At 63.0% G+C, this 14,696-nt stretch carries 11 protein-coding genes; 9 read left to right on the top strand and 2 right to left on the bottom strand.

Going from position 1 to position 14,696, the window contains the following annotated elements; all coding sequences use genetic code 11:
- Positions 1–2,855 (top strand): DNA-directed RNA polymerase subunit beta (gene rpoB / locus AC2FNJ_RS19580; protein WP_496766670.1); only part of this gene is annotated, 2,855 nt, incomplete at its 5' end.
- Between the two features lie 82 nt (positions 2,856–2,937).
- A complete protein-coding gene (rpoC, locus tag AC2FNJ_RS19575) occupies positions 2,938–7,179 on the top strand; it encodes a DNA-directed RNA polymerase subunit beta' (protein WP_496766668.1) in 4,242 nt (1,413 codons plus the stop codon).
- Positions 7,180–7,308: 129 nt separating this feature from the next.
- Here rpoC and AC2FNJ_RS19570 read toward each other — a convergent pair whose 3' ends face one another.
- On the bottom strand, positions 7,309–7,530 hold the full coding sequence (locus AC2FNJ_RS19570; RefSeq protein WP_496766667.1) for a hypothetical protein: 222 nt from the start codon (positions 7,528–7,530) through the stop codon (positions 7,309–7,311).
- A gap of 467 nt (positions 7,531–7,997) precedes the next feature.
- On the opposite strand from AC2FNJ_RS19570, the gene AC2FNJ_RS19565 reads away from it, so the two are divergent.
- From AC2FNJ_RS19565 to AC2FNJ_RS19550, 4 genes are all read left to right on the top strand, one after another.
- Positions 7,998–8,786: a nuclease-related domain-containing protein gene (locus AC2FNJ_RS19565; protein WP_496766665.1), complete on the top strand. Its 789-nt coding sequence runs from the start codon at positions 7,998–8,000 to the stop codon at positions 8,784–8,786.
- A 93-nt stretch (positions 8,787–8,879) separates the two neighbouring features.
- On the top strand, positions 8,880–9,083 hold the full coding sequence (locus AC2FNJ_RS19560) for a hypothetical protein (protein WP_496766663.1): 204 nt from the start codon (positions 8,880–8,882) through the stop codon (positions 9,081–9,083).
- Positions 9,084–9,524: 441 nt separating this feature from the next.
- The gene (locus AC2FNJ_RS19555) at positions 9,525–10,130 is read left to right on the top strand and encodes an NAD(P)H-dependent oxidoreductase (protein ID WP_496766661.1); all 606 of its coding nucleotides are present in this window, start codon (positions 9,525–9,527) and stop codon (positions 10,128–10,130) included.
- A gap of 81 nt (positions 10,131–10,211) precedes the next feature.
- Entirely contained in the window at positions 10,212–11,096 is an 885-nt protein-coding gene (locus tag AC2FNJ_RS19550) for a DMT family transporter (protein ID WP_496766659.1), read from the top strand.
- Here AC2FNJ_RS19550 and AC2FNJ_RS19545 read toward each other — a convergent pair.
- Positions 11,066–11,872, bottom strand: a complete 807-nt coding sequence (locus tag AC2FNJ_RS19545; RefSeq protein WP_496766657.1) for a putative rhamnosyl transferase — start codon at positions 11,870–11,872, stop codon at positions 11,066–11,068. The genes AC2FNJ_RS19550 and AC2FNJ_RS19545 overlap by 31 nt on opposite strands.
- A gap of 403 nt (positions 11,873–12,275) precedes the next feature.
- Here AC2FNJ_RS19545 and rpsL point away from each other — a divergent pair, with 403 nt between their 5' ends.
- The 3 genes from rpsL to fusA all read left to right on the top strand — a co-directional run.
- Positions 12,276–12,647: a 30S ribosomal protein S12 gene (gene rpsL, locus AC2FNJ_RS19540; RefSeq protein WP_005980675.1), complete on the top strand. Its 372-nt coding sequence runs from the start codon at positions 12,276–12,278 to the stop codon at positions 12,645–12,647.
- A 15-nt stretch (positions 12,648–12,662) separates the two neighbouring features.
- Positions 12,663–13,133, top strand: coding sequence for a 30S ribosomal protein S7 (rpsG, locus tag AC2FNJ_RS19535; protein WP_496766655.1), 471 nt, complete (start codon positions 12,663–12,665; stop codon positions 13,131–13,133).
- Between the two features lie 18 nt (positions 13,134–13,151).
- The coding region (gene fusA / locus AC2FNJ_RS19530) for an elongation factor G (RefSeq protein WP_496766653.1) at positions 13,152–14,696 on the top strand (1,545 nt) is incomplete at its 3' end.

The following is a 14,696-nucleotide window of genomic DNA, read 5'->3' as shown; positions in this document are numbered from 1 at the left end:
GTCTGGCTCTGGACGCGCCCGACACCATGCGCACCCTGCGCCGCGAAGACATCGTCGCCTGCATCCGCGCTCTGGTCGAACTGCGCGACGGCAAGGGCGATGTGGACGACATCGATCACCTCGGCAACCGCCGGGTGCGTTCGGTCGGCGAACTGATGGAGAACCAGTACCGCGTCGGCCTGCTGCGCATGGAACGCGCCATCAAGGAGCGCATGTCCTCGGTCGAGATCGACACGGTGATGCCGCAGGATCTGATCAATGCCAAACCGGCGGCGGCCGCGGTCCGCGAATTCTTCGGCTCCTCGCAGCTGTCGCAGTTCATGGACCAGACCAACCCGCTCAGCGAAGTCACCCACAAGCGCCGCCTGTCGGCGCTTGGCCCCGGCGGTCTGACCCGCGAACGCGCGGGCTTCGAGGTCCGCGACGTGCACCCGACCCACTATGGCCGGATGTGCCCGATCGAAACGCCGGAAGGCCCGAACATCGGTCTGATCAACTCGCTGGCGACATTCGCCCGCGTGAACAAGTACGGCTTCATCGAGACGCCGTATCGCGTGGTGAAAGAAGGCCAGGTGACCGACGAGGTCCACTACATGTCCGCGACCGAGGAAATGCGCCACACGGTGGCGCAGGCCAACGCGACGCTGGACGACAAGGGCAAGTTCGTCAACGAGATGGTCAACACCCGTCAGGCCGGCGACTACACGCTTGCGCCGGTCGAGCAGGTGGACCTGATCGACGTGAGTCCGAAGCAGCTGGTCTCGGTCGCCGCCTCGCTGATCCCGTTTTTGGAAAACGACGACGCCAACCGCGCCCTGATGGGTTCGAACATGCAGCGTCAGGCGGTCCCGCTGCTGCGGGCCGAGGCGCCGCTGGTCGGCACAGGCATCGAGGCCAAGGTCGCCATCGACTCGGGCGCGGCCATTCAGGCCCGGCGCGCCGGCGTGATCGACCAGGTCGATGCCCAGCGGATCGTGGTCCGCGCCACCGAGGATCTGGAACTCGGCGATGCCGGCGTGGACATCTACCGCCTGCGCAAGTTCCAGCGGTCTAACCAGAACACCTGCATCAACCAGCGTCCGCTGGTCAAGGTGGGCGACACCGTGGTCAAGGGCGAGGTGATCGCCGACGGTCCCAGCACCGATATGGGTGAACTGGCGCTGGGCAAGAACGTGGTTGTCGCGTTCATGCCCTGGAACGGCTACAACTACGAGGACTCGATCCTGATCTCCGAGCGCATCGCGCGGGATGACGTGTTCACTTCGATCCATATCGAGGAATTCGAAGTCGCCGCCCGGGACACCAAGCTCGGTCCGGAAGAGATCACCCGCGACATCCCGAATGTCGGCGAGGAAGCCCTGCGCAACCTCGACGAGGCGGGCATCGTCTATATCGGCGCGGATGTGGAACCGGGCGACATTCTGGTCGGCAAGATCACTCCGAAGGGCGAAAGCCCGATGACCCCGGAAGAAAAGCTGCTGCGCGCCATCTTCGGCGAGAAAGCTTCCGACGTGCGCGACACGTCGCTGCGCGTCAAACCGGGCGATTACGGAACCGTGGTCGAGGTGCGCGTCTTCAACCGTCACGGCGTCGAAAAGGACGAGCGTGCGCTGCAGATCGAGCGCGAGGAAGTCGAGCGTCTGGCCCGCGACCGGGACGACGAACTGGCGATCCTTGACCGCAACATCTATGCGCGCCTCAAGTCGATGATCCTCGGCAAGACCGCCGTCAAGGGGCCGAAAGGCGTCAAGGCGGGCTCGGAAATCACCGAGGAACTGCTGGAAACCCTGACCCGCGGTCAGTGGTGGCAACTGGCGCTGGAGGACGAGAAGGACGCCCAGGTGGTCGAAGCCCTGAACGAGCAGTACGAGGTGCAGAAGCGCGCCCTGGATGCCCGGTTCGAGGACAAGGTCGAGAAGGTCCGCCGGGGCGACGACCTGCCGCCGGGCGTGATGAAGATGGTCAAGGTCTTCATCGCCGTGAAGCGCAAGCTGCAGCCGGGCGACAAGATGGCCGGCCGTCACGGGAACAAGGGCGTGATCTCCAAGGTCGTTCCGATGGAGGACATGCCGTTCCTGGCCGATGGCACCCCTGTCGATTTCTGCCTCAACCCGCTGGGCGTGCCGTCGCGGATGAACGTCGGTCAGATCCTGGAAACCCACATGGGTTGGGCCGCGCGCGGTCTGGGTCTCAAGATCGACGAGGCGCTGCAGGAATACCGCCGCTCGGGCGACCTGACGCCGGTGCGCGATGCGATGAAGCACGCCTATGGCGAGAACGTCTATGACGAAGGCATCGCCAACATGGCCGAGGATGACCTGATCGAAGCGGCCAGCAACGTCACCCGCGGGGTGCCGATCGCGACGCCGGTCTTCGACGGCGCGAAGGAGGCGGACGTGAACGACGCGCTGGTGCGCGCCGGGTTCGACACCAGCGGTCAGTCGATCCTGTTCGACGGCCGCACCGGCGAACAGTTCAGCCGTCCCGTGACCGTGGGCATCAAGTACCTGCTGAAGCTTCACCACCTGGTGGACGACAAGATCCACGCGCGTTCGACCGGGCCGTACAGCCTGGTGACCCAGCAACCGCTGGGCGGCAAGGCGCAGTTCGGCGGTCAGCGCTTTGGTGAGATGGAGGTCTGGGCGCTGGAAGCTTACGGCGCCGCCTACACCCTGCAGGAGATGCTCACCGTCAAATCGGATGACGTCGCCGGCCGGACCAAGGTCTATGAATCGATCGTCAAGGGCGAGGACAACTTCGAGGCGGGTGTTCCCGAGAGCTTCAACGTGCTCGTCAAGGAAGTCCGCGGCCTCGGCCTGAACATGGAACTCCTGGACGCGGAGGTTGAGGAATAAGAATTTTGAAAAAATTCTTGGGCGGAAACTTTTCAAGTTTCCGCTCACCTCTCCCCCCTTCCGCAAGATTTGAGGTATCAAAATGAACCAGGAACTGACGAACAACCCGTTCAACCCGCTGACGCCGCCGAAGGTCTTTGACGAGATCAAGGTCTCGCTGGCGTCGCCCGAGCGGATCCTGTCTTGGTCCTATGGCGAGATCAAGAAACCCGAAACCATCAACTACCGCACGTTCAAGCCCGAGCGTGACGGCCTGTTCTGCGCGCGCATCTTCGGCCCGATCAAGGATTACGAATGCCTGTGCGGCAAGTACAAGCGGATGAAGTATCGCGGCGTCGTCTGCGAAAAATGCGGTGTGGAAGTCACCCTGCAGAAAGTCCGCCGCGAGCGCATGGGCCACATCGAACTGGCCGCGCCGGTCGCGCATATCTGGTTCCTGAAATCGCTGCCGTCCCGCATCGGTCTGATGCTGGACATGACGCTGCGCGATCTGGAGCGGGTTCTCTATTTTGAGAACTATGTCGTCATCGAGCCCGGCCTGACCGATCTCACCTACGGCCAGATGCTGACCGAAGAAGAGTACATGGACGCCCAGGACCAGTACGGCATGGACGCCTTTACCGCCAATATCGGCGCCGAGGCGATCCGCGAGATGCTGGCCCAGATCGATCTCGAGGCCGAGGCCGAACAGCTGCGCGCCGAACTGGCCGAGGCCACCGGCGAATTGAAGCCCAAGAAGATCATCAAGCGTCTGAAGGTCGTCGAATCCTTCCTCGAGTCGGGCAACCGGCCCGAATGGATGGTGATGACCGTGATCCCGGTCATTCCGCCGGAACTGCGTCCGCTGGTGCCGCTGGATGGCGGCCGCTTCGCGACGTCTGATCTGAACGATCTCTATCGCCGCGTCATCAACCGAAACAACCGCCTCAAGCGTCTGATCGAACTGCGCGCGCCCGACATCATCGTCCGCAACGAAAAGCGGATGCTGCAGGAATCCGTGGATGCTCTGTTCGACAACGGCCGCCGCGGCCGCGTGATCACCGGCGCCAACAAGCGGCCGTTGAAATCGCTGTCGGACATGCTCAAGGGCAAGCAGGGCCGCTTCCGCCAGAACCTTCTGGGCAAGCGCGTCGACTTCTCGGGCCGTTCGGTCATCGTGACCGGACCGGAGCTCAAGCTGCACCAGTGCGGCCTGCCCAAGAAGATGGCGCTGGAGCTGTTCAAGCCGTTCATCTACTCGCGGCTCGAGGCCAAGGGCCTGTCTTCGACCGTCAAGCAGGCCAAGAAGCTGGTGGAAAAGGAACGCCCGGAAGTCTGGGACATCCTCGACGAGGTGATCCGCGAACACCCGGTGCTGCTGAACCGCGCACCGACGCTGCACCGCCTGGGCATCCAGGCGTTCGAACCGGTGCTGATCGAGGGCAAGGCGATCCAGCTTCACCCGCTGGTCTGTTCGGCCTTCAACGCCGACTTCGACGGCGACCAGATGGCGGTGCACGTGCCGCTTTCGCTGGAGGCGCAGCTCGAAGCCCGCGTCCTGATGATGTCCACGAACAACGTGCTGTCGCCGGCCAACGGCGCGCCGATCATCGTGCCGTCGCAGGACATGATCCTGGGTCTCTACTACCTGACCCTGGAACGCAACGGCATGCCGGGCGAGGGCAAGATCTTTGGCTCGATCGAAGAGGTGCAGCACGCGCTGGACGCCGGCGAGGTGCATCTGCACTCCAGGATCACCGCACGGATCACCCAGATCGACGACGAGGGCAACGAGGTCAAGAAGCGGTACGAGACCACGCCGGGCCGGGTGCGTCTGGGGGCCTTGCTGCCGCTCAACGCCAAGGCGCCCTTCGATCTGGTCAACCGCCTGCTCCGCAAGAAGGAGGTGCAGCAGGTCATCGATACCGTCTACCGCTATTGCGGCCAGAAGGAATCGGTCATCTTCTGCGACCAGATCATGTCGCTGGGCTTCAAGGAGGCGTTCCGCGCCGGCATCTCGTTCGGCAAGGACGACATGGTGATCCCGGACGAGAAGTGGTCGATCGTCGAGGACACCCGCGACCAGGTGAAGGACTTTGAACAGCAGTACATGGACGGCCTGATCACCCAGGGCGAAAAGTACAACAAGGTCGTCGATGCCTGGTCCAAGTGCAACGACCGCGTCACCGAGGCGATGATGAACACCATCTCGGCCGTCGAAAAGGACGATAGCGGCGGCGACAGAGAGCCGAACTCGGTCTACATGATGGCCCATTCGGGCGCGCGGGGCTCGGTCACGCAGATGAAGCAGCTGGGCGGGATGCGCGGCCTGATGGCCAAGCCGAACGGCGACATCATCGAAACCCCGATCATCTCGAACTTCAAGGAAGGTCTGACCGTTCTTGAGTACTTCAACTCGACCCACGGCGCCCGCAAGGGTCTGTCGGATACCGCGCTCAAGACGGCGAACTCGGGCTACCTGACCCGCCGTCTGGTGGACGTGGCGCAGGACTGCATCGTGCGCGAAAGGGACTGCGGCACCGACCGGGCGATCACCGCCGAAGCGGCGGTCAACGATGGCGAGGTCGTGGCCTCGCTGGCCGAGCGCGTGCTGGGCCGCGTCGCGGCCGAGGACATCCTGCGTCCGGGCTCGGACGAGGTGATCGCGGCGGCCGGTCAGCTGATCGACGAACGCATGGCCGACGCCATCGACGAGGCCGGGGTGCAGTCGGCGCGCATCCGCTCGCCGCTGACCTGCGAAAGCGAAGAGGGCGTCTGCGCCATGTGCTACGGCCGCGACCTTGCGCGCGGCACCATGGTCAATGTCGGCGAAGCGGTCGGCATCATCGCGGCGCAGTCCATCGGTGAACCCGGCACGCAGCTGACGATGCGGACCTTCCACATCGGCGGCGTCGCCCAGGGTGGCCAGCAGTCCTTCCAGGAGGCCAACCAGGCCGGCGTCATCAGCTTCGAGAACCCGCAGATCCTGGTCAATGCCGCCGGCGAAAGCCTGGTCATGGGCCGGAACATGAAGCTCGCCATCAACGACGAACACGGCGAGGAACGCGCCAGCTTCAAGCTGGGCTACGGCTCCAAGCTCTTTGTCAAGGACGGCACCAAGGTCAAGCGCGGCGACAAGCTGTTCGAGTGGGATCCCTACACCCTGCCGATCATCGCCGAAAAGGCCGGGACCGCGAAATACGTCGATCTGGTGTCGGGCATCGCCGTCCGGGACGAGACCGACGACGCAACCGGCATGACCCAGAAGATCGTGATCGACTGGCGGGCCGCGCCGAAAGGCAGCGACCTGAAGCCGGAAATCATCCTGGTGGACGAGGACGGCGAGCCGGTCCGCAACGATGCGGGCAACCCGGTTCACTATCCGATGTCAGTGGATGCGATCCTGTCGGTCGAGGACGGCCAGAAGATCGAGGCCGGCGACGTCGTCGCGCGTATTCCGCGCGAAGGCGCCAAGACCAAGGACATCACCGGTGGTCTGCCGCGTGTGGCCGAACTGTTCGAAGCGCGCCGTCCGAAGGATCACGCGATCATCGCCGAAGCCGATGGTTACGTGCGCTTTGGCCGCGACTACAAGAACAAGCGCCGCATCACCATCGAACCTGCCGACGAGTCGATGGACCCGATCGAGTACATGGTGCCCAAGGGCAAGCACATCCCGGTGCAGGAAGGCGACTTCGTGCAGAAGGGTGACTACATCATGGACGGCAACCCGGCCCCGCACGACATCCTGTCCATCATGGGGGTCGAGGCGCTGGCGGATTACATGATCGACGAGGTGCAGGACGTCTACCGCCTGCAGGGCGTGAAGATCAACGACAAGCACATCGAGGTCATCGTGCGCCAGATGCTGCAGAAGTGGGAGATCCTGGATTCAGGCGACACCACGCTGCTCAAAGGCGAACACGTGGACAAGCAGGAGTTCGACGCGGCCAACGAAAAGACCATCGCCCGCGGCGGTCGCCCGGCTCAGGGCGAACCGATCCTGCTTGGCATCACCAAGGCGTCGCTCCAGACCCGCTCGTTCATCTCGGCGGCCTCCTTCCAGGAGACCACCCGCGTGCTGACCGAAGCTTCGGTTCAGGGCAAGAAGGACAAGCTGGTCGGCCTCAAGGAAAACGTCATCGTCGGCCGCCTGATCCCGGCCGGTACCGGTGGCGCCACCCAGCGCGTCCGCCACATCGCGCAGCAGCGTGACAACGTGGTGATCGAGGCGCGCCGGGAAGAGGCCGAAGCGGCCGCGGCGCTGGCCGCTCCGATCCTGGACGACGACATCATCGGGGACGATCTGGACAACCTGGTCGAAACCCCGGAAAGCCGCGAATAGGCGCCATTCCATGACCAAGGCAAGGCCCCGCGATCCCGCGGGGCCTTTCTTTTGTGTGGGCCACTGTCATGTGAGACGGCCGGGGCTGCGGCTGCTCGATCCGCCCCCGTCAACACTGTCTGGATGCGCTCAATAACGCGGACGGCTGCAAACGCCTGCATCGTCGCAGAAGACACCGGCAAGCCCGCCGATGATGGCACCGCGGTCGCCGTTTCCATCGACGGCCCTCGCCGCGCCGTACCCGAGAGCCGCGCCGACAAGGGCGCGCTCCATATCACTGTCGATCGCGGCGCCTGGTGCGCAGGCCGAGATCAGAGCGGTTGCTGCGATGAGCGGATAGACGAGTTTCATGCTGGTCTCCTGAGGGGCCGGCAGTGCGCCGGCGGCATTTCTGGTGTCGGGGGATTGCCAAGAATCGGATCTCCGCAGTCCCCCACCGATGCTCATGCTCGTACCCCACAGGTGTCCTGTTATCCGATCACCGAAACGCTTTCCGAGCGTGTTATCGGATAACAATGCTGCCCTGTCATTCGGCCCGTGGATGCCATTGGTCCATAGAGCGCAGATCTGGAACGTTTTTCACAAATCACCGCAGGCACCTGGCGGATCCTGATCCCGGCACCCGACTGGTCATGAGCTTTTTCCGTGCCGCTTGCAGATGCCTTGCAAGGGCTGCCTACGGAAATTGATGCGAAAGGCAGTGAAGGGCGGCACCGAGCCCAAAACAGACATGATTGCCACACTTTGATCCAAGTCATCGTGTAGGGCGTGGAACTGTGCTACATGGCGCCACTTATGAGGAAAGTCATGAGCTTGGCATGTTTAGCTATTTGTTGAAATCCGCTGTTAGGTCGGCAATTCGCGCCGCCGAGCAGAGCTACAACACGCCGGAGCGAAAAGGTGCCAGAGGCGAGCGCCGGGTTCACAATGCGCTGTCCTCGGTTCTCGATAAAAACGAGTATCGGGTCTTGTCAGATTTGATCCTGCCGGTCGCAGGCAGCACGACCCAACTTGATCATCTTGTGCTTTCCCGGTTTGGGATCTTCGTGATCGAAACCAAAAACATGTCTGGTTGGATTTTTGGCAGTGCCGACCAAACGAAATGGACCCAAGTTCAGAAAGGTGGCAAACGCCGCAGCTTCCAAAATCCGCTACGGCAGAACCATGCTCACGTCAAAGCCGTCGAGAGCATCTTGGAAGTCGACCCTAAGGTGCTACACAACTTTGTTGTATTCACAGGCAGCGCCGAACCGAAAACCGACATGCCAGAAAACGTTGCTTGGGGATTGCGCGACCTTGGCAAGCTGATCGCGGTGCGACGACAGATCATTTTCTCGGACCTCCAATTGAATGCTTTTGTCGAAACTCTGCAAAGTCAGGCATTGGAGAACAACAGGGCTGTTCGCAGTCAGCACCTGCAAAACCTTGAGAAGAAAGCAGCGGCGAGAACAGCTGCACAATCTTCCGGGCCCTCAGACCCCGTGAGCCAAGCCTCGTGCCCAAAATGTGGAGGCGAAATGGTAAAGCGCGCAAATCGAAAGACGGGTGATCCATTTTTGGGGTGTGCGAAGTTTCCAAAGTGTCGGGGCACACGAAAGGTGGATTGATATCAAAGAGATTGCTTTTCACTAGCATCCAGCAGGCGACGGGTTGCTGCGTGACGACGCGCTTTCTCATTATCACAGTCGATTGGAAATTTGATGCTGAACAATATTGGACTTCCCGGCCTGCTGCTTTTGATACTCTTCTTGGCAGTGTTCGTCTCGGCGTTGGTCAGACCTCGTACCCCAGATACGCCACGCGGCTCGGTGGTATGGCTATTAGTATGGGCTGTTGTCTTCTTCCCGTTCGCGATCATCTACGCATTGATGCGACGCTGGAGCGACCCGGAAGAGATGAACTGACGGCGAGACCAAGACGGGTAGTCGCGTCTCCCGTTAATTTCCTCAGCTTCTTCGTGGTCGGACTTGTGGTGTCCTGTATTGAAAGCTCGCCATGTCGCAGTGTCGCGCTTTTGTATGCTCCGTCCGCAACTCGGCCATTGACCCCATTGCATATCCATCCCTCCCTGCTCGCGTCGTGCGCGGCGAACTCGAGGTCATGGCAATGCTGTTCGCCGGCCTGCGCAGGGTTTTTTGCGTCCGGCCCGGACAGTGGCGCCACCGCTTTCAGGCCGGGGCCGGGAAAAACCTCTTGAGCTCAAGCTGCCTTGAGCTTGGATAGTACCGGTGAGCAAGCACGGCCGGGCCGCCGGATTCGACACGTACGGGAGCACGGCGCTGCCTGCGGCGGCGGAACGCCCGGCAACCCGCTCACCAAAAAAACGACCGACCCGGAGCTGGCACATGCATGTCTTGACCGTCCTCGATCATCCCAACCCCGCCTCGTTCAGTGCCGCCGCCGCGCGGCGCTTCATGGATGGTGCGAGCGCGGCGGGTCATTCGGTCGAACTTGCGGATCTGCATGCCGAAGGCTTCGACCCGCGCTGGTCCATGGCCGATATCGAGGCCGACGGCGAGGCCCGCACCTTGCCGGACATCGCGGCGGAACAGGCGCGGATCGCGCGGGCCGACGCGATCTGCCTCGTCTTTCCGCTGTTCTGGTGGGGCATGCCCTCGATGATCAAGGGCTGGGTCGATCGGGTCTGGAGCTGGGGCTGGGCCTACGACCAACTGGACGACCCCGAGCGATCCCTGCAGCGCCCCCGATCCGGCGTTCTCCTGATCCCGGCAGGTGCCCGGTCGGACGAAATCGAAGGCGAAGGCTACCTGGCCGCCCTGGAAACGGCCTGGATGAAGGGGACATTCGGGTATTTCGGCTTCGACCCCCGGCAACTCGAACTGCTTTGCGGGGCAACCGGGTCCGGGCACCGGCGGCAGGCGCTCCTGGAAAGATGCTTCCGGATCGGTCTCGACCTGCCGCCACCGAGTCGCAAGGACCAAGGCGGCTGAGGCGAACGACCGAGTTTTGTTGACATGGGCTCCGGCGACTGGGCCAATGGGCCGACCGATGCCAGACCGGACCGAACCAGAATGACGCCGAACGTCAAGGGCGCGCTGCTGATGATGGGCAGCATGGCCGCATTCACCCTGAACGACACTCTGGTGAAGATCGCCCTGGCGGATGTGCCCCTGTTTCAACTGGTGACGATGCGGGGCGTGCTGGCGGTGGCGCTGGTCTATGTGCTGGCCCGATCCCTGGGCGCGCTGCACCTGAACTTTCCGCGCCACGACAGATGGCTGGTCGCCTTGCGGTGCATCGCCGAATTGTCGGCCACGTTCTTTTTCCTCACCGCGCTCAAGAACATGCCGCTGGCCAACGTGACGGCGGTGCTGCAGGCGCTGCCGCTGACCGTGACGCTGGGCGCGGCCTTGTTGTTTTCGGAAACCATCGGCTGGCGGCGGATCCTGGCGATTGCGCTCGGCTTTGCCGGCATGCTGCTGATCGTCAGGCCGGGACCGGACGGGTTCAGCCTCTATTCCACCTATGCCCTGATCGCCGTCGCGTCGGTCACGGCGCGGGATCTGATCACGCGCCGGATGTCCGCCGAAGTTCCCTCGATGGTGGTGACGCTGGCGACCTCCGCCTCGATCGCCTCGGGCGCGGCGGTTGCCTCGATCTTCGAAGGCTGGGTGCCGGTCGCACCGGCAACCGGCGCGCTGGTGGCGGGGGCCGCGGTGTTCGTGCTGATGGGCTATCTGTTCAGCGTCATGGTGATGCGGGTGGGCGAGGTCGGATTCGTCGCGCCGTTCCGCTATTCCAGCCTGGTCTGGGCGCTCCTGCTGGGTTTTCTCGTGTTTGGCGACTGGCCCGACGGGCTGACCATGCTGGGCGCGGCGCTGGTCGTCGGCGCGGGGCTCTTTACCCTGTTGCGGGAACGTGCCGTTCAGGAGGCGGAAACCGCACGCGACACCTGATCGGCGTCGATCGCGAAACGGGCGGAAAACACCTCGCGCAGATCGTCCGACATCTCGGGCAGGTCCACGGGCCGGGCATCGGCCTGCCGGGAATCGTTGAACCGGTTGTGCGTGCGGAGCCACATCGGCGGGTCCGAAAGGCTGACCGTCGGCATGAACCGGGCCATCTTGTGATGGCCGAAATTCATGATCGTCAGGGCGCAGTCATCGCGCACATACATCCCCAGCGCGGCGGTCACGAACCCGCGGGCCTGCTCGGCCGCCCGCGGCGGGGTCGTGCCGAACTCGGCCAGGTATCCCCGGTTGAAGTCGATCGCCACCGTCCTGTTGCGCGCCAGCAGTCCGGCGCAATCCGCGGCGGCCTGCCGGAGCTTTTCGATGAAATCGACCGCTACCGCATCGTCATCGTCATGCCGGAACTGCAGGCAGGGCGCATCTGGCCGGACCCGCGCCGCGTTGAGGATCTCCTTCATCACCTCGCGATGGCGCCGGGGCGGCTGCGCGACGATGCGGACCTGCGGCATGTCCGCTGTCAGGTCGCGCAACCGGTCGCGATGGACGCGCGGCAGGCTGTCCCCTGTCATCACGATCAGCGTGAAATCCGGATCGGTCTGCGCCCGCAGGCCCGGCAGGGCCACGGTTTCGAACAGTGCGAACCGCTCCTCCATCCGGTCGCGCCGGTACAGGTAGCGGATCCGCTCCTCGACCGAGTCATGCTCGACCTGGAAACCGCCCAGGGCGGGATAGGAAAAGCGGCAAAGACCGATCACTTGCATGAGGCAGGCCCGACGGCAGGGGTACGGGGCAGGACTATGCCTTTCCGGAGTCTCCGCCGCAACCGGGCAATGCCGCCATTTTCCGTCCTCAACCCCTTCTTTTGCCGCGCAAAAGAGCCATATTCCACCCACGGCGGGCGGGGCTGTTGACACTTGGGCCGACTCCCCCTATTACGCCCGTCATCTCGGCACCGGGGGCCGCCCTGCTGCCGATTTCAGGAATGAACTGGTCAAGGCCCGGACAATTTTGCAGTTCGCGCCCTCTGATAACCAACCGCGACGTTCACCTCGGAATGGGAACGCTCGCGGGTTTTGCGCTTGTGGACGCGCGGGCGCAGTGAATTGAAACCGCACGCAACGCGCGTGCATGTCATGTGTGTTGCGAAACGGGGAAAGAACCGGAATGCCAACGATCCAACAGCTGATCCGCAAGCCGCGGCAGCCGAAAGTCAAACGCTCGAAGTCCATGCACCTGGAGCAGTGCCCGCAGAAACGCGGCGTCTGCACTCGTGTTTACACCACCACGCCGAAGAAACCGAACTCGGCCATGCGCAAGGTCGCCAAGGTGCGCCTGACCAACGGCTACGAGGTCATCTCCTACATCCCGGGTGAAAGCCACAACCTGCAGGAACACTCGGTGGTCCTGATCCGTGGCGGCCGTGTGAAAGACCTTCCCGGCGTGCGGTACCACATCCTGCGCGGTGTTCTGGATACCCAGGGCGTCAAAGACCGCAAGCAGCGTCGTTCGAAATACGGCGCGAAGCGTCCCAAGTAAGAAGGAGAGGCCGAGATGTCCCGTCGTCACGCCGCCGAAAAACGCGAAGTCCTGCCCGACGCCAAATATGGCGACAAGGTGCTGACCAAATTCATGAACAACCTGATGATCGACGGCAAGAAGTCGGTCGCCGAACGCATCGTCTACAACGCGTTCGACCGGGTCGAGAGCAAGATCAAGCGCGCGCCCGTCGAGGTGTTCCACGAAGCCCTCGACAACATCAAGCCCTCGGTCGAGGTGCGCTCGCGCCGCGTCGGCGGTGCCACCTATCAGGTTCCGGTCGAAGTGCGCCCCGAGCGCCGCGAAGCCCTGGCCATCCGCTGGCTGATCACCGCGGCCCGCAACCGCAACGAAAACACCATGGAAGAACGCCTCGCCGGCGAGCTGTTGGACGCCGTTCAGTCCCGCGGCACGGCCGTCAAGAAGCGCGAAGACACCCACAAGATGGCCGAGGCGAACAAAGCCTTCAGCCATTACCGCTGGTAACCCAAGAGGCTCAGACCTATGGCACGCGAATATCCGCTCGAACTGTACCGAAACTTCGGTATCATGGCGCATATCGATGCAGGCAAGACCACCTGCTCGGAGCGTATCCTGTATTACACCGGCAAATCCCACAACATCGGTGAGGTGCACGATGGTGCGGCCACCATGGACTGGATGGAGCAGGAGCAGGAGCGCGGCATCACCATCACCTCGGCTGCGACCACCACTTTCTGGGAGCGCACCGAGGACGGCAAGACCGCCGATACCCCCAAGCACCGCCTGAACATTATCGACACCCCCGGCCACGTGGACTTCACCATCGAAGTCGAACGCTCGCTGGCGGTTCTCGACGGGGCCGTCTGCGTTCTCGACGCCAACGCCGGTGTCGAACCCCAGACCGAAACCGTCTGGCGTCAGGCCGACCGCTACAAGGTGCCGCGCATCGTGTTCGTCAACAAGATGGACAAGATCGGCGCCGACTTCTTCAACTGCGTCCGCATGATCGAGGACCGCACCGGCGCCCGTGCGGTTCCGGTCGCGCTGCCGATCGGCGCCGAATCCGAACTCGAAGGGCTGATCGACCTCGTCACCATGAAAGAGTGGCTGTGGAAGGGCGAAGACCTTGGCGCGACCTGGGAACAGGTCGAGGTCCGCGACAGCCTCAAGGAACTGGCCGAGGAATGGCGCGGCAAGATGGTCGAAGCGGCCGTCGAAATGGATGACGACGCCATGATGATGTACCTCGAAGGCGAAGAGCCCGACGTGCCGACCCTGCGCAGCCTGCTGCGCAAGGGCACCCTGTCGCTCAGCTTCGTCCCGGTTCTGGGTGGCTCGGCCTTCAAGAACAAGGGCGTGCAGCCGCTGCTCAACGCCGTGATCGACTATCTGCCCAGCCCGCTGGACGTGGTCGATTACATGGGCTTCAAACCCGGCGACGAGGAAGAGGTCCGCAACATCGCCCGCCGCGCCGACGACAACATGCCGTTCGCCGGCCTGGCGTTCAAGATCATGAACGACCCCTTCGTGGGCTCGCTGACCTTCACCCGGATCTATTCCGGCGTGATGCGCAAGGGCGACCAGATCCTGAACTCGACCAAGGGCAAGAAAGAGCGCATCGGCCGCATGATGATGATGCACTCGAACAACCGCGAGGAAATCGAGGAAGCCTTCGCCGGCGACATCATCGCGCTGGCCGGTCTCAAGGACACCACCACCGGCGACACGCTCTGCGACGCCAAGGATCCGGTGGTTCTGGAAACCATGACCTTCCCCGAGCCGGTGATCGAGATCGCGGTCGAACCCAAGACCAAGGGCGACCAGGAAAAGATGTCCCAGGGTCTGGCCCGTCTGGCCGCCGAAGACCCGTCCTTCCGCGTGGAAACCGACATGGAATCGGGTCAGACCATCATGAAGGGCATGGGCGAATTGCACCTGGACATCCTGGTGGACCGCCTCAAGCGCGAGTTCAAGGTCGAGGCCAATATCGGTGCGCCGCAGGTGGCCTATCGTGAAACCATCTCGATGCCGATCGAACACACCTACACCCACAAGAAACAGTCGGGC

The sequence above is a fragment of the Ruegeria sp. BHSB196 genome, from assembly GCF_059613135.1.
Note: the sequence above shows the minus strand (reverse complement) of the source record. Positions and strands in the feature narration are given on the sequence as shown.